General features: G+C 73.1%; 14 protein-coding genes and 1 riboswitch. Of the genes, 6 read left to right on the forward strand and 8 right to left on the reverse strand.

All coding sequences use genetic code 11. From position 1 onward, the window contains the following. Window positions 1–38: 38 nt before the first annotated feature. Genes GNZ18_RS25205 through GNZ18_RS25215 form a run of 3 tightly spaced genes read left to right on the forward strand, consistent with a single transcriptional unit; the run spans window position 39 to window position 4,053 of the window. Complete coding sequence (locus GNZ18_RS25205) at window positions 39–1,955, forward strand: AAA family ATPase (protein WP_156219013.1); 1,917 nt, start codon at window positions 39–41, stop codon at window positions 1,953–1,955. Further along, window positions 1,952–2,698 carry a 4Fe-4S single cluster domain-containing protein gene (locus tag GNZ18_RS25210; protein ID WP_308165960.1) on the forward strand — a complete coding sequence of 249 codons (747 nt, stop codon included), beginning with the start codon at window positions 1,952–1,954 and terminating at the stop codon, window positions 2,696–2,698. Before GNZ18_RS25205 ends, GNZ18_RS25210 begins: the two co-directional genes overlap by 4 nt. Next, window positions 2,686–4,053 (forward strand): FHA domain-containing protein, encoded by a 1,368-nt coding sequence (locus GNZ18_RS25215; RefSeq protein WP_156219014.1) that lies wholly within the window; start codon window positions 2,686–2,688, stop codon window positions 4,051–4,053. Before GNZ18_RS25210 ends, GNZ18_RS25215 begins: the two co-directional genes overlap by 13 nt. A 284-nt stretch (window positions 4,054–4,337) precedes the next feature. Here the strand turns inward: GNZ18_RS25215 and typA are convergent, their stop codons facing one another. Then, window positions 4,338–6,191 carry a translational GTPase TypA gene (gene typA / locus GNZ18_RS25220; protein WP_156219015.1) on the reverse strand — a complete coding sequence of 618 codons (1,854 nt, stop codon included), beginning with the start codon at window positions 6,189–6,191 and terminating at the stop codon, window positions 4,338–4,340. A 294-nt stretch (window positions 6,192–6,485) separates the two neighbouring features. Next, window positions 6,486–6,614: riboswitch (cyclic di-AMP (ydaO/yuaA leader) on the forward strand. Window positions 6,615–6,620: 6 nt separating this feature from the next. Between typA and GNZ18_RS25225 the strand changes: the two genes are divergently transcribed. After that, window positions 6,621–7,640 carry a C40 family peptidase gene (locus tag GNZ18_RS25225; RefSeq protein WP_246250323.1) on the forward strand — a complete coding sequence of 340 codons (1,020 nt, stop codon included), beginning with the start codon at window positions 6,621–6,623 and terminating at the stop codon, window positions 7,638–7,640. Between the two features lie 6 nt (window positions 7,641–7,646). Here the strand turns inward: GNZ18_RS25225 and GNZ18_RS25230 are convergent, their stop codons facing one another. The 3 genes from GNZ18_RS25230 to GNZ18_RS25240 are packed head-to-tail and all read right to left on the reverse strand — an operon-like array spanning window position 7,647 to window position 10,217. Then, window positions 7,647–8,039 carry a (deoxy)nucleoside triphosphate pyrophosphohydrolase gene (locus GNZ18_RS25230; protein ID WP_214620922.1) on the reverse strand — a complete coding sequence of 131 codons (393 nt, stop codon included), beginning with the start codon at window positions 8,037–8,039 and terminating at the stop codon, window positions 7,647–7,649. A 32-nt stretch (window positions 8,040–8,071) separates the two neighbouring features. Next, a complete protein-coding gene (locus GNZ18_RS25235; protein WP_312874727.1) occupies window positions 8,072–8,863 on the reverse strand; it encodes a Mut7-C RNAse domain-containing protein in 792 nt (263 codons plus the stop codon). Between the two features lie 46 nt (window positions 8,864–8,909). Continuing rightward, on the reverse strand, window positions 8,910–10,217 hold the full coding sequence (locus GNZ18_RS25240) for an amidohydrolase family protein (RefSeq protein WP_156219017.1): 1,308 nt from the start codon (window positions 10,215–10,217) through the stop codon (window positions 8,910–8,912). Window positions 10,218–10,278: 61 nt separating this feature from the next. On the opposite strand from GNZ18_RS25240, the gene GNZ18_RS25245 reads away from it, so the two are divergent. Continuing rightward, window positions 10,279–10,821, forward strand: a complete 543-nt coding sequence (locus GNZ18_RS25245; RefSeq protein WP_173390883.1) for a MarR family winged helix-turn-helix transcriptional regulator — start codon at window positions 10,279–10,281, stop codon at window positions 10,819–10,821. Window positions 10,822–10,963: 142 nt separating this feature from the next. Beyond that, window positions 10,964–11,392: a guanyl-specific ribonuclease gene (locus tag GNZ18_RS25250; RefSeq protein WP_156219019.1), complete on the forward strand. Its 429-nt coding sequence runs from the start codon at window positions 10,964–10,966 to the stop codon at window positions 11,390–11,392. Window positions 11,393–11,476: 84 nt separating this feature from the next. Here the strand turns inward: GNZ18_RS25250 and GNZ18_RS25255 are convergent, their stop codons facing one another. From GNZ18_RS25255 to GNZ18_RS25270, 4 genes are read right to left on the reverse strand one after another with little or no spacing between them, the layout of a single operon-like run. Then, window positions 11,477–12,523: a C40 family peptidase gene (locus GNZ18_RS25255; protein WP_156219020.1), complete on the reverse strand. Its 1,047-nt coding sequence runs from the start codon at window positions 12,521–12,523 to the stop codon at window positions 11,477–11,479. After that, a complete protein-coding gene (locus GNZ18_RS25260; RefSeq protein ID WP_156219021.1) occupies window positions 12,520–13,167 on the reverse strand; it encodes a hypothetical protein in 648 nt (215 codons plus the stop codon). Before GNZ18_RS25260 ends, GNZ18_RS25255 begins: the two co-directional genes overlap by 4 nt. Then, window positions 13,167–15,782, reverse strand: a complete 2,616-nt coding sequence (locus tag GNZ18_RS43275) for a type IV secretion system protein (protein ID WP_214620901.1) — start codon at window positions 15,780–15,782, stop codon at window positions 13,167–13,169. Before GNZ18_RS43275 ends, GNZ18_RS25260 begins: the two co-directional genes overlap by 1 nt. Further along, the gene (locus GNZ18_RS25270) at window positions 15,779–18,268 is read right to left on the reverse strand and encodes an ATP-binding protein (protein WP_156219022.1); all 2,490 of its coding nucleotides are present in this window, start codon (window positions 18,266–18,268) and stop codon (window positions 15,779–15,781) included. The genes GNZ18_RS43275 and GNZ18_RS25270 overlap by 4 nt, the downstream gene beginning before the upstream one ends. Between the last annotated feature and the right edge of the window lie 28 nt (window positions 18,269–18,296).

An 18,296-nucleotide genomic window follows, 5' to 3' on the forward strand; every position in this document is an offset into this window, starting at 1 on the left:
CGGTGTGGGAAAGGCGGGAACGGAGTGGAGCGAGCCTGATGAGCATTGATTCGCCGACCCTCGGCGGGCGGTTGCAGGGCTGGCCGCCGTTCATCCGCGAGCTGGACGCGACGCTCTCGGTCCACTCCCAGTACGTGCTGTCGGGCAACCTCTACGACAGCTTCCTCGCGCCGCCGCAGGAGGTCGTCGGGCCCGCCCGGCTGCTGCCGCTGCGCGGGCTGCTGTGGGAGACGCTGCGCTCCAGCGGCGCGTCCTGCATGATCGTGTACGACCCGGTGGACGGCGTGCAGGTCTACCCCGACACCGGCGACGAGATCGCCGAGGAGGCGGAGCGGTCGGCCGACCGGCTGCTCGGCAAGCGCGGCCGGGACGAGAAGCCCTCGCTGGAGGCGCTGACCCGCCAGCTGGAGGCGGTGGCGCGGCCCACGGAGAACGTCCGCGCCGCGTTCGTGATCGACTCGGCGTCGCGGATCGCCCGCACCCCGACCGACCTGGAGCCCGCCGAGCGCGACTTCTTCCGGTTCTGCGCGAAGCTGTCGCGGACGGCGCGCCCGGTCCGGGTGCCGGGGGCGCGGCCGAAGCCGCTCTACAACCCGGTGCTGTGGCTGGTGGAGCGGCCGGGCGACCTGCCGCCGTGGCTCACCACCGACAACGAGAACATCCGCGAGATCACGATCCCGCGCCCGCACCTCGGCGACCGGCAGGAGACCGCGCGGCTGCTGGCCCGCGCGTTCGGGGTCACCGACGTCGGCACCGACGAGGCCGCCGCGGCGGCCTGCGACGCGTTCGCCGAGCAGGCCGACGGCCTGACGCTCCAGTCGATGATCGAGGTGACCCGGCTGGCGAAGGAGCGCAACGTCGACCTCGCCGACCTGCCCGACGCCGTCCGGACCTACAAGCTCGGCGTCCTGGACAACCCGTGGAGCCGGGGGCACCTGCGGCGGCGCGTGCTGGAGGGCGAGAAGCGCGTGCCCGAGCGGGTGATCGGGCAGCCGCAGGCCGTCACCAAGACCCTCGACATCCTCAAGCGGGCCGTGCTCGGGCTGTCGGGCGCGCAGGCGACCCGGTCGGGCAGCCGCCCGCGCGGCGTGCTGTTCTTCGCCGGGCCGACCGGCACCGGCAAGACCGAGCTGGCCAAGGCGATCACCGAGCTGGTGTTCGGCGACGAGTCGGCCTACCTGCGCTTCGACATGAGCGAGTTCTCCGCCGAGGGCTCCGGCGACCGGCTGATCGGGTCGCCGCCCGGATACGTCGGGCACGAGGCGGGCGGGGAGCTGACCAACGCCGTCCGCGAGGACCCGTTCCGCGTCATGCTGTTCGACGAGATCGAGAAGGCGCACCCCCGGATCCTCGACAAGTTCCTCCAGATCCTGGAGGACGGGCGGCTCACCGACGGGCGCGGCAACACCGTCCACTTCTCCGAGTCGATCCTGATCTTCACCTCGAACCTCGGGATGTACGTCCCCGGGCGCGACCTCACGACCCGTGACGGCGCGTTCTCCCCCGGTGCCGGCCGTGTGCAGAACATCACGCCCGGGATGACCTACGACGAGGTCGAGCAGCGGATCAAGGACGCCGTCGCCGACCACTTCACCGAGGTCCTGAACCGGCCGGAGCTGCTCAACCGGTTCGGCGACAACATCGTCGTGTTCGACTTCATCTCCGCCGACGCCGCGCACAAGATCTTCGACCTCCAGTTCGCGAACATCTGCAAGCGGGTCGCCGAGGAGCACCGGCTGGTGCTGGCGGTGAAGGGCGACGCGCTCCAGACGCTCCGCGGGTGGTGCACCGACGAGCTGGACAAGGGCGGCCGCGGCATCGGCATGGCCCTGGAGTCGCACTTCGTCAACCCGCTGGCGCGCGCGCTGTTCGACCGCGAACTCGTCCCGGACGAGCGGGTCACCGTGTACGGGATCCGGCGCGAGGGCAGCATCGTCCATCTGGAAATCCAGTGAGCGACATCACGTCCCGCGATGCCGCGTCCGGGGAGCGGCTGCGGCTCGCCAAGGCGCATTATCCGGTGACCACGCTCGGTCCCGGGACGCGCGCCGGCATCTGGGTGCAGGGCTGCACGCTGCACTGCCACGGGTGCCTCTCCCGCGACACCTGGGACGCCGATCCCGGCAAGGAGGTGCCGGTCGAGGCCGTCCTCGGATGGCTGAGATCGCTGCCCGGACCGGTCGACGGCGTGACGATCTCGGGGGGCGAGCCGTTCCAGCAGCCGTCCGCGCTGGCGGCGCTGCTGCGCGGCGTCCGCGCGTGGCGGGACGACCATCATCATGAGACGATTGGGTTGGACATATTGGTCTACAGCGGATATGTCTACTCTCGGCTCTCGCGGAGCGCGGCGACGCGGGAGATCCTCGGCATGTGTGACGCCGTGATCACGGGGCCGTACGTCGACCGGCTCAACCCGGGAGGACGACACTCCGAGAGTGGCTCTCTACTCTGGAGGGGGTCGGCGAACCAGCGCGTCGTGCCGTTGTCCCCGCTGGGACGCGAGCGGTACGGGGCACTGGCCGGTATCGGAGAGACTAGGGACGAGGCAGGGCCCCGGGTTCAGGTGTCCGTGGACGAGGGGCCGGAGGGAAGGCGGGTGTACTACATCGGGATCCCGCGAAGGGGTGACATGGAGCACCTCACGTCGAGGCTCGAACGCGCCGGGGTGCGCGCGGGGGAAGTGTCATGGCGACCTTGAACTGTCCTATCTGTGACGAACCGTTCCAGCCGGGCGATCTGCTCTGCCTGAGCTGCGGGGCCAACCTGGCGCGCGCCGGGGCCGGCCAGCAGCACGGGCAGCACGCCCAGGGCGGGTACGGCCAGCACGGCGGCCCTCAGCACGGCGCCCCCCAGCAGGGGGCTCCCCAGCACGGCGCCCCTCAGTACGGCGCGCCTCAGCAGGGGGCCCCGCAGTACGGCGGCCCCCAGGGCGCGCCCCAGCACGGGGCTCCCCAGCACGGCGCCCCGCAGCATGGGGCGCCGCAGCACGGGCAGCCGTACCAGCCTCCCCAGCACTCGCACGACCCCTACCAGCAGCAGGCGCCCCAGCAGCAGGCACCGCCCGACTACGGGCAGCCGCAGCAGAGCCAGCCGATGTCCCAGCCCGACCCGTGGGCCCAGCAAGGGCAGCAGCAACAGCAGCAGGACCCGTGGGGTTCGCCCATGCAGCAGGGTCCTCCGCAGCAGCAGGGCCCGCCCGACTACGGCCAGCCGCAGCAGCAGGCCCAACCGGACTACGGCCAGCCCGACTACGGGCAACCCGACTACGGGCAGCCGGACTACGGCCAGCACGCGGGCCAGCAGGGCGGCCAGTACGGCGGGCCGCAGGGCGGGCAGCCCGCGCAGCACCAGCAGCAGCCCTCGGCGGACCCGTGGTCCTCGCCGCCCCCCGGCCAGCAGGCCCCGGGGCAGCAGCAGCCCGACCAGTGGGGCATGCCGCAGCAGCAGGCGCCCGACCAGTACCAGCAGCAGCCCGAGCAGCACCAGTACGCGCCGCCGGACCAGTACGGCCAGCCGCAGCCCGGCCCCGGCGGGCCCGGTGGTCCGGGCGGGCCCGGTGGTCCCGGCGACCACCAGTTCGGGGCCCCGCCGTCGCACCAGCACGAGCCGCAGGCGCCGATGCAGTCGCGGCCGCAGCCGCCGAGCGACAGCACGGCGTTCATGTGCCCGTACTGCGAGGCCGTCCTGACCAACCCGGGCGCCGCGCAGTGCGACACGTGCCTGCGCCCGCTGCCGCAGAAGGGGACGCCGGTCCTGCGGGTCCAGTTCCCGACGGGCGAGCTGAAGGTCTCGGTGGGGCAGCACCTCGTGCTCGGCCGGGACGCGGGCCAGTCGCCCGTGGCGGCCACGTTCACGCAGTACGACAACGTGTCGCGGCGCCACTCGACGGTCTGGCTCGACCCGTCCGGCACCGCCTGGGTCCGCGACGAGGGCTCCACCAACGGGACGTTCGTCAACGGCGAGCGCCTCCCCCGCGGCGTGGAGGCGCCCCTGCGCGACGGCGACCAGCTCCGGCTGGCGGCCGACGTGACCGGAACCGTCCAGCTCAACTGAGGCCGGAACGAACCACGACGGCGGCGGCCCGGGGATCTCCCCGGGCCGCCGCCGTTTTCCGCCTTCTCCCCCCCACGAACGGCGGGGACGGAAACGGGGGCCGCCCGTGTCGGACGGCCCCCGTTCCCCGATAGCGCTCGGTCGGCCGTGAAAGCTCGGTCCGCCGCGGTCGGCCGTGAAGCTTGGCCCGCCGGAACGCTTGGTCTTCGGATCGCCTGCGGTTCGGATCGCCGGGTTCGCGGACCGGCCGCCCGGCCGGTCCGCGAGGCCGGCCGGTCGTCAGGTCAGCCTGCGCGCTTGGTGCGGGCGCGGGTGCGCTCGCGCTCCTTGGCGTCCAGGACGACCTTGCGGATGCGGACGGCGGTCGGGGTGACCTCGACGCACTCGTCCTCCCGGCAGAACTCCAGGGCCTCCTCCAGCGACAGCAGCCGGGGCGGGGTCAGCCGCTCCAGCTCGTCGCCGGTCGAGGACCGCATGTTCGTGAGCTTCTTCTCCTTGGTGATGTTGACGTCCATGTCGTCCGAGCGGGAGTTCTCCCCGACGATCATGCCCTCGTACACCTCGGTGGTCGGGCCGACGAAGAACGTCCCGCGCTCCTGGAGGTTCGTGATCGCGTACGCGGTCGCGGCGCCGGCGCGGTCGGCCACCAGCGACCCGGACGGACGGGTGCGCAGCTCCCCGAACCAGGGCTCGTAGTCCTCGAACACGTGGTGGGCCATGCCGGTGCCGCGCGTCTCGGTCATGAACTCGGTGCGGAACCCGATCAGGCCCCGCGCCGGGACGAGGAACTCCATCCGGATCCAGCCGGTGCCGTGGTTGGTCATGTGCTCCATGCGCCCCTTGCGGACGGCCATGAGCTGCGTGACCGCGCCCAGGTGCTCCTCGGGGATGTCGACGGTGAGCCGCTCGACCGGCTCGTGCTTCTTGCCGTCGACGATCCGGGTGACGACCTGCGGCTTGCCGACGGTCAGCTCGTAGCCCTCACGGCGCATGTTCTCCACGAGGATCGCGAGCGCCAGCTCGCCGCGGCCCTGCACCTCCCAGGCGTCCGGGCGCTCGGTCGGCAGCACCTTGATCGAGACGTTGCCGACCAGCTCCCGGTCGAGCCGGTCCTTGACCATCCGGGCGGTGACCTTGGTGCCCTTCTCGCGGCCCGCCATCGGCCCGGTGTTGGTGCCGATCGTCATCGAGATCGCCGGCTCGTCCACGGTGATCAGCGGCAGCGGGCGCGGGTCGTCGGGGTCGGCGATGGTGTCGCCGATCATGATGTCGGGGATGCCGGCGATCGCGATGATGTCGCCGGGCCCGGCCTCGTCGGCGGGCTTGCGGGTGAGCGCCTCGGTCATCAGCAGCTCGGTGATCCGCACCTTCTCGACGCTGCCGTCGTGGCGGCACCAGGCGACGGTCTGGCCCTTCTTGATCGTCCCGGCGTGCACCCGGCACAGCGCGATCCGGCCGAGGTAGCTGGAGGCGTCCAGGTTGGTGACGTGCGCCTGGAGCGGCGCGTCCGGGTCGTAGGAGGGCACCGGGATCGCCTCGGTGATGACCTTGAACAGCGGTTCCAGGTCCTCGCTGTCGGGCATGGCGCCGTCGGCGGGCTTGTTCATCGAGGCCCGCCCGGCGCGCCCGGAGGCGTAGACGATGGGGAAGTCGATCTGGTCCTCGTCGGCGTCGAGGTCCATGAACAGCTCGTAGGTGTCGTCCACGACCTCGTCGATGCGGGCGTCGGGACGGTCGGTCTTGTTCACGACGAGGATCACCGGCAGCCGCGCGGCCAGCGCCTTGCGCAGCACGAACCGGGTCTGCGGGAGGGGGCCCTCGCTGGCGTCCACGAGCAGTACGACGCCGTCCACCATCGACAGCCCGCGCTCGACCTCGCCGCCGAAGTCGGCGTGGCCGGGGGTGTCGATGATGTTGATCGTGAGGCCGTTGTGCCGGACGGCGGTGTTCTTCGCGAGGATCGTGATGCCCTTCTCACGTTCCAGGTCGCCGGAGTCCATGACGCGGTCGTCGACGTCCTGGTTCTCGCGGAAGGCACCGGACTGCCAGAGCATGGCGTCGACCAGCGTCGTCTTGCCGTGGTCGACATGGGCGACGATCGCGACGTTCCGGAGGTCATCGCGCGTGGAGATGGGCATGCGGGCTCGCCTTGCGTGAGAGTTCGGGAGTCGCCGCAGACGCGCGGCACCCCCCATTCTACTTGGCCTCGCGCGCGGCCCCACCCCCGCAAGGGGTTCCGCCCGTCACACCGGGCCTTTCCGGGGGGTGTGAGGGGCCGTCCCTCCACGGGAAACCTCCGGGAGGCCCGCAGGAGAACGGCGCGGATTGGCCAACTTTGCCGATCCTTTGTAATCTCCCTGAGATCCGGCCGTCCGGAGCGCCCCACCCCCCGGGGCCTGCGGCCGGAGCGCCGAGTCCGCCGCGGCGGGGCCTGTGAGCACGGGCCGCGCGGCGCGGAGCCGGGGACCCAGGATCCCCCGGGGTGAATCGACCTCGTGTCGTAGGGCGCCTCCTGGCCCGAACCCGTCAGCTAACCCGGTAGGCGCGCAGGGAGAGGAGAAACCGGCTTGGCAGCCGATTCCCACCGGCGGCGGCGCCGCACGCCCGTCGCCGTCGCGGCCACCACCCTCCTGATCGGCCTCGGCACCACCGCGCCGCTCGCCGCGCACGCCGCGCAGCCGTTCGGCGCGCCGAACGGCGCGCCCGCCCCGACGCCGCTGCCGACCTCGGAGAAGGGGCTGCGGCAGAGCCTGGACGCGCTGAACACCGAGGCGGAGAAGCTCACCGAGCAGTACAACAAGGCCCGCGTCGACCTCGACCGGGCGAGGAAGGCCGAGCAGGCCGCCGCCCGCGCCGCCGCCACGCTGGAGGCGCAGACCGCGCCCGCGCGCGAGCGGCTCGGCCAGATGGCCGCCGCGAACTACATGAACGGCGGGCCGAGCGCGATGTTCGGCGTGAGCGGCTCGTCCGAGGGGCTGTCGGCCGGGGCCTACCTCACGCAGAGCCAGGCCGGCGCCGTGGCCGCGCTGCAGAGGCAGATCGACCGGGCGAACCAGGCCAGGCGCACCGCCGAGGCGAGGACCGCGCAGGTCCAGCAGGCGGCGGAGCGGGCCAAGGCCGCCCGCGAGGCCGCCCGCCAGAAGGTCGCCGAGGTCACCAAGCGGCTCGACAAGCTGACCACGACCCACGTCAAGGACCCGCGCACCGGGCTGTCGGCCACGATCCAGGGCTCGGGCCTTCCGGCCAAGATGACCCGCAAGGCCCTCACCAAGCTGGGCTCGCCCTATGTGTGGGCCGCCGCGGGGCCGACCACGTTCGACTGCTCCGGCCTCGTCGTCTGGGCCTACGCCCAGGTCGGCAAGCCGGGCCTGCCGCACTACACCGGCGACCTCCTCGCGATGGGGCAGCGCGTGTCGCGCGGCTCGCTGCGCTCGGGCGACCTCGTGTACTTCGGCGCCAGCGTCCACCACATGGGGATCTACCTCGGCGGCGGCAAGTACCTGCACGCCCCCCAGACCGGCGACGTCGTCAAGATCTCGAACCTGTCCGACCGCTCCGACTTCGCCGGGGCGAACCGCATCACCTGACGCGGGTCACGTCGTCCGCTTCAGCAGCCTCTCCAGCTCGTCGATGACGGGACGGTCGCCGGGCAGCCAGTCGACGTCGTAGAGCTCGTCCGGGGTGAGCCAGCGCAGCGCCAGGTGCTCCAGCGCGCGCGGCTCACCCTCGACGATCGCGGCCGTCCACACCCGCAGCAGGCTGCGCCCGCTGAGCCGCCAGTCGCCGCCGACCCGGCGGTCCAGGCGGATCCCGATGTCGAGCTCCTCCCTGCACTCGCGGACGAGGGCCTCCTCGTCGCTCTCCCCCGGGTCGACCTTGCCGCCCGGCAGCTCCCAGCCGCCCGCCATGTGCGCCGGCTCGGCGCGCTGGGCGCTCAGCAGCCGCCCGTCCGAGATGATCGCTGCACCCACCACGACGAGGTCGATCGCCACCAGCCCCCTCCGGCTCTCCGTTCACTTCATTCTGAGACGGTCGCGGGGGTGGGCCCGGTTCCGGTCGCGCCGTTTCCGCCGGGACGAGCGTCCGCGACGACGCGCGCCGCGTCCCGGACGATCTCCTCCAGGTGGCCGCCGTGCGCGCCGCGCCAGTACACCTGCCCGCAGTCCACGCACCGCCCGTAGACGTCGTAGCTGCGGCGGGTGCCCGCCTCCAGGTCGCGCTCGACGTCGCGCTTGTCGACCTCGGCGAGCGGGCCGTTGCAGGCGGTGCAGCGCGTCCAGGGCGCGAGGACGGGCGCGAACCGCTCCAGCAGGTCGCGGAGCTGGTCGTCGGGGCGCGAGCCGCGCACGTACGCGCCGAACCACAGCGCGCGGCGCCGCAGGAGGCCGCGGTCCTGGGTGAGCAGGACGCGCCGCTCCTCGTTGGCCTGGACGACGAGCGCGGGGTCGTCCATGTCGTTGTGGTAGGCGGTGTCGAGCCCGAGCAGCCGCATCCGCCGCGCGAGCGTGCCGAGGTGCACGTCCAGGAGGAAGCGCGGCGCGGCCTGCCCGGGCTCCAGCGGGACGGGCTGCGGGCGCGGGACGGCCTCCACCAGCACCTCCTCGCCCGCGTCCGGACGGGCGGACGGCGCCACCCGCTCCCCGCGGACCGTCATCGGCCCGACCTCGGGCAGCGGCACGCCCAGCGACTCCACGAGGTGCCCCAGCGTCGAGGTCCCGTCGTAGGCGACCCGGCGGGCGGACTCGCGCCGCGTCGCGGGCAGGAACATCAGCAGCTCGTCGGCGATCCGGATGCGTATCTCGGGCTCCACGCCGTCAGCATGCCACGCGGCCCTGGCGAATCCCTCCGGATTATCGTCAGGCGGCCGTGAGGCGGCCGGCCGACGACTCCAGGGAGGCCAGCAGGGACGGCACGTCCTGCCCCAGCAGGACGCCGCCGCGCTTGACGATCCTCCCGGCGACCAGCACGGTGTCGACCTCGCGGGTCCCCGCGTACCGGACCACCGCCGCGATCGGGTCGTGGGCCGCCGCCATCCCCGGCGTGTCGGTGCGCAGGACGACCAGGTCGGCCTGCTTGCCGGGGGCGAGCGACCCGGTGACGCCCGCGAGCCCGGCGGCCTCCGCGCCGCCGATCGTCGCCATCCGGAGCACGTCGGACGTGGTGAACCCCATCCCCGCGCCGTCCGGGCGGCCGCGCTCCAGGACGTGGGCGGCGCCCATGACGCCGAACATGTCGCCGGGGCCGCTGACGACGGTGTCGGCGCCGAGCCCGGTCGGGACGCCCGCCGCGAGCGACCGCCCGGTGGCGGCGGGACCGAGGCCGAGGGCCGCCTCGACGCCGGGCGTGACCGAGACCGTCCCGCCGGAGGCGGCGATCCGCCTGAGGTCGTCGCCGGTGAAGTGGTTCGCGTGGACGTACATCGCCCCCTGGTCCATCAGCCCGTGGTCGACCAGGAACGCCATGCCGCGCTCGGCGCTCTCGGCGCCGTGGCCGCCCATGTGGGTGGTGACCGGGAGGCCGAGGTCGCGGGCCACCGCCCACTCGCGCAGCGCGCGCTCCGGGCTCGTGAGCTCGGGGCCGAGCGCGGCCATCGCCATCGTGAGGAGGCCGTCCGGGACGTCGAAGTAGGCGTCGCGGACGCGGGCCGTCTCGGCGGCGAGGGCGTCGAGGTCGCCGTCGCCGAAGTAGCAGAAGCCGAACACGGCGCGCGCGCCGGCCGCGCGCAGCGCCGACACGCTCGCCTCGGCGTACTCCGGGCGGAGCTGGATGTGCGACCAGTCGACCACCGTCGTGACGCCCGAGTCGAGGCACTCCAGGGCGCCCGCGAGCGTCCCGGCGTACACGTCGTCCGCGGTGTGCCGCGGGGCCAGCACGCCGAGGACGCGCTCCACGTAGGCGGGCAGCGTGCCGTCGGGCAGGGCGGCGCGGATCCCCGCCTGCCAGACGTGCCGGTGCGTGTCCACGAAGCCGGGCAGCACGATCCGGCCCGACGCGTCGATCACCTCGGCGTCCGCCGGGAGGGGCGCGGCGGCGGAGGAGGCCAGGTCGGGGCCGACGGCGGCGATCCGCCCGTCCTGGACGAGGACGTCGGCGCGCCCGAGCACGGTGGGCGCGGGGTCGGTGTCGATGACGAGGCCGTCGCGCAGGAGGTAGGTCGATGTCATGCCAGAAAGCTTAAAGAAAAGCTTTTTAGAAAGCAACTTGGTGAGCGAGTATTCTCGGCGTGTGCGCGACGACGTTTCCCCGAGTGCCTCCCCCGACGTCCCCGGGGACGAGGTCGACGCGATCGCGCGGGAGTGGCGGCGGAGCGGGATCTCCGAGCCGCTCATCGCGATGCTGGAGGTCGGCAAGCGCGCCCAGCGGATCGGCGCGCTCGTCCAGCAGGCGCTGCGCGACGGCCTCGCCGAGTACGGGCTGACCTACGCCGAGTTCGAGGTGCTGACCGTGCTGCACCGGGCGGGCCCGCCCCACCGGCTGCGCCCGAGCGACCTCACCGGCCCGGCGCTGCTCACCTCCGGCGGGACGAGCAACGTCCTGCAGCGGCTCCAGAAGGCCGGCCACGTCGAGCGCGAGGCCGACACCGCGGACGCGCGGAGCCGGTTCGTCCGGCTCACCGAGGACGGCCTGCGCGTCACCGAGCGGGGGATGGAGATGTCCGCCCGCGTGCACGAGGAGATCATGGCGGGGCTGCCGCCGGAGACCGTGCGGGCTGCGGCCGACGCCCTCCGCGACGTGCACGCGGTGATCGGCCGGCGCCGCTTCCGCTGACCGTCCGCGTCCCGCCGGGCGTCGTCCAGGGCCGCCCCCTCCTCGGATCGATGCCGAACCGGCGGTGACGCCATCGGCAACATCCCCTGAATTGCCCCGCTTCGCCGTGACGGGCGGGCCTCCGCCGGGTGACACTCACCGCATGAACACCCCCCGCTACTCCACGTTCCGCCGCGCACTGCTCCTGGTCCCCCTGCTCGCCGCGGGGCTGGCCGGGCCCGCCGCACAGGCCGCCGCCGTCCCGGGCCCGGCGGCCGCCGTGTCCGTCCGCGTCGAGGCGATCGCGCCGATCTGCGGGACGCGGCTCCCCGACCAGGCCGACGACACCATCGCCCTCATCGACCGGGGCGGCCCCTACCCCTATCCGCAGGACGGCACGGTCTTCCAGAACCGCGAGGGCCTGCTGCCGAAGGAGCCGAAGGGCTTCTACCACGAGTACACCGTCAAGACGCCGGGCAGCCCGGACCGCGGCGCGCGCCGCATCATCACGTCCGGCGACGAGGGCCACGACGGCATGTACTGGACCGCCGACCACTACCGCACGTTCTACGACATCGACTTCGGCTGCTGACCGCCCCGGAGGCGCCCCGGCCCGTCGCGGAACGGGCCGGGGCGCCGCGGCTCGGGGACGGCCCCGTCCGGGCCTGGGCCCGGATTACTGGGCCGCCAGCTGGGAGACCTTCTGCTTGAGGTCCTTGCGCGCGAGCGGACGCGTCGTCCCGATCCAGTTGGCGCGCTTGTAGGGCTTCACGCCGATGGCCGGGACGCACGCCGAGCAGCTCGCCACGATCATCTTGCCGCCGCCGATCACCATCCCGACATGGCCGGGATTGTTGGCCGAGGTCCCGGGCCCGGAGTTGAAGAACACCAGGTCACCGGGCTGCTCCTTGCCCTTGTCGATCTTCACGCCGAACGGCCACTGCTCGAACGTCGTGCGCGGGATCGCCAGCCCGACGGACCGGTAGGCGGCCTGGAGCAGGCTGGAGCAGTCCCACGCGTCCGGACCGTTCGCGCCGAACACGTACGGCTTGCCGCGCTGCGCCAGCGCGAACGAGATGATCCGCTTGACCAGCTCGCCGGCGTTGGCGGGCAGGTCGTTGTCCTGGCACTCGACGCCGTTGGACTGGACGATGTCGAAGTCCCCGCCGACGTACTTCTTCGCCCAGTCCAGGACGAGGTTCACGTAGTCCCACGAGTGGTTGTACATGAAGATCGCGGTGCGCATCCGGCGCGGGGCGCCGTTGTGCTTGAGGTAGGCGGCGGCGGTGGGGATGGCGTCGGCCGGGTCGTAGCGGTTCTTGCGCCCGTCCTTGTTCCCGTCCACCGCGAACGCCTTGAACGTGGGGTCGAGGAACTGCATCGGCCCGCCCGCGCCCGCGTAGTTCTCGCCGCTCTTGACGCCCGGCAGGTTGGAGGTGCCGTGCCCGGTCTCGACCTTCCCGATGCCCGCGAGGACGTTCCACGGGATGCCGTACCGCCCCCCGGCCTTCTTGTAGAGGTCCAGGTAGTCGGCGGGGATCGCGCGGGCGCCGGTCGCGGCGGCCGGTTGCGCGCCCGCCTGCGCCACGTCCACGCAGCCGCCCGCGCCGCCGCCGAACACGAACTGGCCGCCGCCGAACAGCACGGGCACGAACAGCATCGCCATGAACAGCGTCGCGGCGACACCGAGGCCCCCGGCCGCCAGGAGCCGCTTGGGCGTCATCCGGTGTCACCCGCCTGACCGGTGTCGGCGGGCTGGAAGGCGTACACCTTCAGCGAGCCGCCGTCGCGGGCGATGGTCACGGCCCACTGCTTGCTGTCACCGCCGTTCTTGCCCGCCCGGGTGAGCTGCTGCTTGCCGGTCACCAGGAAGATGATCGAGTTGTCCTCGATGTCGCGGACCCGGTCGAGCGTCGCCGTCCCCTGCGCGACGACCTGCTCGCGGCGCCGCTCGTCCTGGATGCCGGGGGCCGCGGCGCCGCGCGCGAGCTCGCCGCGCAGCGCCTCGGTGACGAGCCCGGCCAGCCGTCCGATGTAGACCTGCGGGTCCTCGTCGAAGCGGTAGGTGCCGTAGGCGGCGACGAAGCGCTGCGCCAGGTCGGCCGCCGTGGCGAACTCCTGCCGCGAGAACGGCAGCAGCCGGTACACGTCGAAGTCGTTCGGGTTGACGGCGCTCTGGATGCCCGCCGGCGGCGACGCCGGCCCGGTCGGGCCCGTGCTCGGGGTGGACGCGGCGGCGCTCGGCCGGTCGCTCGCGCCGCCGGAGTCGTCACCGGGCGCGGCGATCGTCAGGTAGACGCCGACCAGCGCGAGCACCACCACGAGCCCCCCGAACAGCAGCTTGCGCTGTCGGTCGTTCAGGTTCATCACTCGTCCCGATCACCGGAGTCGCCGTCCACCGGACGCAGCCAGAACGGGATCGGCGGGCCCTCCTCGGAGCCGCCGCGCCCCCACAGCGGCGGAGGCCCGCCCGGACCGCCGGAGCCGCCGGTCCGGCCGCCGCCGCCCGCGCCCGCGCGCGGCCTCGGGACGTTGGACGCCGGGTCGGGCTGCCGGCCGGCGGGCGCGCCGCCCCCCGAAGGCGACCCGCCGCCGGACCCCGAGCCGCCGTTGGAACCGGACCCGCCGTTGGAGCCGGAGCCGCCGCCTTCGCCGCCGCCGGAGAACCAGCCTCCGCCGCCGTTGGAGCCGCCGCCGGCACCCGCACCTGCACCCGCACCCGCGCCCGCTCCGGCACCTGCACCGCCCCCGGCCCGGCCGCGTCCGCGTCCGTTGAACCAGCCGCCGCCACCGGGGCCCTTCCCGGCGCCGTTGCCCTCGGAACCGCCGGAACCGCCGGATCCGCCGCCTGAGCCGTTGCCGCCGGACGCGCCGCCTCCACCGGAGGTGTCACCGCGTCCCGCCCAGGAGGTCGGACGGGTGGTACCCGCGCCCGCACCGGCCCTCGACCCGGACCCGGCACCCGATCCGGCGCCCGCCCCCGACGAGGGCCTGCCGCCCCCGGACGCCGCGGCGCCCGCGCCGGAGCCCGCTCCACCGCTCGCACGCACGCCCGCCGACCCGCCGGGGCGCGGCGGCGCGGCACCGACCGAGTCGGCGCCGCCGTCCGCGGGCCCGCCCGCGCGGGACGGCAGGTTCAGCGGGGGCGCGCCCCGCCGGGACCGCCCCTGCGCCGCGACCGCGCCGGACGTGCGGGGCCGCGCCGCGAGCACGGGCGCCTCGTCCGGCGAGGGGGCCTCACCCGCGCCGGGCGCGCCGACCGCGGCGGTCCTGCGGTCCGCGCCGACGACCACGCCGCCGTTCTGCGCGTCGGCGGCCGCGGCCGCCTCGGTGGTCGCGTCGCGCTTGGCCCGGCGGCCGAGCCGGTATCCGGCCGCGCCGGGCATCACCGTGCCCGCGACCGACGTCGTGCTCCGCCGCGCCTCGGTGATCGACTTGTCGAGCTGCGCCTCGCCCTTCTCCCGCGCCCCGACCGCCGAGTACCCGACGGCGGAGAACAGGTGCTGGAACGGCTTGCGGTAGATGAACGCCGCGAACGTCACCAGCGCGATGAGCAGGATCTGCAAGCCCCACGGCAGCGTCTCGCCGAGGATCAGCCCGTAGGCCCACAGCAGCAGCGACAGCACCCCGATGAGCGCCGCCTGTTTCAGCAGCATCGACAGCAGCAGCTCCAGCCATCGGACGGCGATCACCCGTCCGATGCCCGGATGTATCCCGATGCCGAGGAAGATCGGCCCGGCGACCAGCAGCAGCAGGAAGGCGATCTTCACCACGATCAGCGCGATCGCGATCACCATGATCAGCAGGCCGGCGACCAGCGCCGCGAACAGCCCGCCGAACGCGACCGCCAGCCGGTTCTGCCAGTTCCGCCCCTGGAAGAGCGAGTAGCTCCCGGGATGGTTCTCCTTGATGTCCTTGGTGACGTCCTTGTAGGCGTCGGCCTTCTTGCCGAGATCGACCTTCTGCCCGCCGTAGGTCTCGGGCATGTCGACGGCCTGCGACCACAGCAACCGGTCGGCGTTGTCCTTGACGATCTTGGCGTTGGGGTCGGTGGTGCCGAACTCGCCCTGCAGCCACGGCTTGCAGACCAGCGCCACCCACAGCCCGTTGGCGTTGCGGGTCGTCGCGTCCAGGTTCTGGGACGCGGCCGGATCCTGCTTGCCCTGGGGCGGCGGCACGCATCTGCCGCCCTTGGTGTCGCTCTGCGGCAGCGCCGCGTTGAACGCCGCGCTCGTCGCCTCCGACACCTTCGTCCCGAGCGTGGTGAAGTCGGCGGGCCGCGCGACCAGCCAGATCAGCGCCACCATCGCCGCGACCATCCAGATCACGCCCTCGGTGACCTTGCTCGCCCGCCGCCGGACGAGCCCCCACCAGGCGAGCCACATCGCCCCGAGGATGACCACCCACGACCAGTACCGCGCGTTGAACGTCTTGCCCATGCCGCTGATGACGCCGTCGACGGTGTCCTTCAGCCAGCTCAGCAGCGACTCCGACGCCGCGGCCTGGTAGACGCTGATCGTCGTCCGGTCGATCGACCGGACCAGTGTGAACGTGGTGTTGGCGAGGGCGTTGCCCATCATCGCCATCGCGTCCGAGCAGCCCATGTCGACCGCATACCAGGTCTGCCCGGCCGTCCCGTACCGGTCGTAGTAGGTCAGCTGGTCGACGGGGGTCTTGCGCAGCTTCTCGTCGGGGTAGCCGGGCGGTTTGATGAGCCCGTCCGTCCCCGACTCGTACTGCTCGGGCGAGGGGTTGTCGGCGGGCGCGCAGGCGTCGTTCGGGTTCGAGCCCGGCGGAAGCGGGATCGACGCCGACGCGGGTGACAGCGGGCTGACCAGAAGCAGCGCCATGATGACGAGCAGCAGCACCGACCGGCGCCGGCGCGGGCTCCGCGCCCGCTTGCGGCGGGTGGGGGCTGGGAGTTCGAGCCCTTCGCCGGGGGAGCGCTGCAGGCGCGCCATCCGGTCGCGGGGACTCCTCATCGACGGACCTCCTCGGCCTTCGCCCCCGCGGTGGTGAGTTCGGACGCGCCCGGATGCGACCGGGTCGGGTTGGTGTCCAGCCAACGCTGCAGTTCCTCGGATATCAGGTCGACGCCGATGCGTCCCGCACGGCCGTCGAGGTCGCGGAAGATGCATTCGCCGTTGCCCAGGTTGCGCAGCACGGCCTTGTGCTCGTCAGACGCCTCCACCCCGAGAAGCGACATGACGTCGGCCACCTCCACCCGTTCGGTGGAGCGGAAGCAGAACACCGACGACAGGCAGTTGGTCACCTGTTCGTTCAGCAGGTCGCCGGCGTTCTGCGAGACCAGGATCAACGCGGTGTTGCGGGACCGTCCCATCCGCGACACCTCGGGCACGAGCTTCGCGCCCTCGGGAGTCGAGGTGATGGCCCACGCCTCGTCCAGGAAGATGGCCTTCGGCAGCCGCCGGTCGAGGCCGTGCATGAGCCGGCGCGCGAACTGCGACACCAGGTACATCAGCGCGACCGACAGCCGCTGCTCGTAGGAGTAGTCCTCGCGGTTGATCGCGACGTCGGGGAGCGTGAGCCCGCCGAGCGTGAACACGGTCGTCCAACCGGCGCTGTCGATGCGCTCGCCGCCGGACGGGTCGAAGCACAGCCGCGCGAGCCGCATCTCCGACATCGAGCGCAGCACCGCGCCGAGGTTCTTGGACGCGGGGTCGGCCGCGGCCTCCAGGTGGTCGACGACGCGGCCGAGCGAGGGGCGCTCGCCGTTGGCGACCGCGCCGACCGCCTGGATCATCGCGGACTCGCGCTCCTCCGACATGCGCGGCAGCAGCAGCCGCAGCGTCTCGGTGGCCATCGTCTTCTTCGCCGCGAGGTCGTCGCCGAACGAGAACGGGTCGAGCAGGCCGGGTGCCGCCGACCCGAGCGGCAGGACCCGGGCCTTGCGCCCGCGCGCCCGCAGCAGCTCCACGAGCGACTCGGCGTCGCCCTTCGGGTCGATCGCCGCGACCGTGACGCCGCGCAGCGCCATCTGGTAGATCAGCAGCAGCGCGAGCGTGGTCTTGCCGCCGCCCGGCTCACCGGTGATCGCCACCGCCGTCGGACGGTTGCGGGCCGCGGCGACCAGCGGGTCGAAGTGGACGATCGACCGGGCCCGCCCCAGCGTCTCGCCGATGTAGGGGCCGATCCAGCCCTCGTCGTTCTCGTCCGGACGGTCGCCGAGGTCGACGGTCGCGATCGGCATGCCGCCCGCGATCGTCCGCAGCGGCTGGCGCTGCGCGTAGGCGTTCAGCCGGATCCGGTCGCCGGGCAGCGACTCCAGGAACAGCGAGAACTGGTCGCCGGTCGAGTTGACGACGTCGATGCCGATGTCGCGGTAGTGCTCGACCACCGCGTCCACCCGCTGGGCGAGCAGGTCCTCCGTCGGCGCGGACACGATCAGACGGTGCCATCCGTACACGAACGGCAGCCGCTCCTTGGTGATGCCGTGCTCCAGCATCCGCGCCGCGTCGATCTGCTCCGCCAGCGCGATCGGGGCCTCCGCGCCCGCCTCGCGGATGTGCTGGTCCATGTCGCGGGCGTGCGCGAGCTTCCGCGAGACGTCCTTGGACGCCTTGGCGGGCGGGACGAGCTTCATCCGCGCGCTGATCTCGACGGGGAACGGCAGCGCGTCGGCGTAGTGGAACCACGGCTCGCCGTCCGGGAACGGCATCATGTCGGGGAACCGCGCGAACGACAGGTAGGCGACATAGGACGCGGCGGTCGCGCCGCCGCCCGCGCCCGTGTAGTTCGGCTGCTCGACCCGCAGGTAGGAGCGCCCGTTGTGGATGGCACCCTCGACCAGCGACTCGATCTCGCCCTTGCCCCACGTCCGGCGCGGCACCGCCGAGGGCGGCGGGTCGGCCAGCGACCCGGTCACCGCGTGCTGGAACAGCCACGCCACCTCGGTGGCCGTGGCGTGCCGCGCGAACAGCGCCGACCCGCCGAGCGCGCGGCCGATCCGCTCGGCCTGCTCCGTCCAGCGCCCGATCTCCCGCTTGTCGACCGCGTCGTCGTTCACGCCGAGGACGCTCTCGCTGCGCTTGTAGAACCCGAGGAGCTGCGACAGCACGCCGCCGGACAGGTGCGCGCCCATCCCCCGCGGCCCGAGCCGCACGCCGAGGTAGACCTCCTTGGTCCAGAAGTCCTTGGCCCACACGTGGGCGTAGGTCTCCTCCAGGTACTCCCGCCACCCGGACCCGGCGTCGGACGTCCGGTCCAGCGCGAGCGCCCACTCCGCCGCCGGATACGTCCGGTGCGCGATCCGCAGGTGGATCTCGGCGTCCTGCATGCGGATGCCCGCGAGCGCGATCGTGATGTTGGTCGCGAGCGCCTCGCGCTCCTCACCGGTGGTGAACTCATACGACACCGTGGGCAACCGGAAGTAGGCCCAGGCGGCGTTGTCGGTGAGCAGCACGCGGTCGTCGAAGTACCGCACCGCCAGCCGGCTGGCCTTGCTCATGCCGTCCTCCCGACCAATGATTCTCCCG

Origin of the sequence: Actinomadura litoris (assembly GCF_009733595.1) — a bacterium.
Taxonomy (GTDB): Bacteria; Actinomycetota; Actinomycetes; order Streptosporangiales; family Streptosporangiaceae; genus Spirillospora; species Spirillospora litoris.

Coding starts and splice junctions, on each gene's coding strand:
- GNZ18_RS25205 (WP_156219013.1), top strand. CDS start 39: ATGAGCATTGATTCGCCGACCCTCGGCGGGCGGTTGCAGGGCTGGCCG.
- GNZ18_RS25215 (WP_156219014.1), top strand. CDS start 2,686: ATGGCGACCTTGAACTGTCCTATCTGTGACGAACCGTTCCAGCCGGGC.
- typA (WP_156219015.1), bottom strand. CDS start 6,191: ATGCCCATCTCCACGCGCGATGACCTCCGGAACGTCGCGATCGTCGCC.
- GNZ18_RS25240 (WP_156219017.1), bottom strand. CDS start 10,217: ATGACATCGACCTACCTCCTGCGCGACGGCCTCGTCATCGACACCGAC.
- GNZ18_RS25250 (WP_156219019.1), top strand. CDS start 10,964: ATGAACACCCCCCGCTACTCCACGTTCCGCCGCGCACTGCTCCTGGTC.
- GNZ18_RS25255 (WP_156219020.1), bottom strand. CDS start 12,523: ATGACGCCCAAGCGGCTCCTGGCGGCCGGGGGCCTCGGTGTCGCCGCG.
- GNZ18_RS25260 (WP_156219021.1), bottom strand. CDS start 13,167: ATGAACCTGAACGACCGACAGCGCAAGCTGCTGTTCGGGGGGCTCGTG.
- GNZ18_RS43275 (WP_214620901.1), bottom strand. CDS start 15,782: ATGAGGAGTCCCCGCGACCGGATGGCGCGCCTGCAGCGCTCCCCCGGC.
- GNZ18_RS25270 (WP_156219022.1), bottom strand. CDS start 18,268: ATGAGCAAGGCCAGCCGGCTGGCGGTGCGGTACTTCGACGACCGCGTG.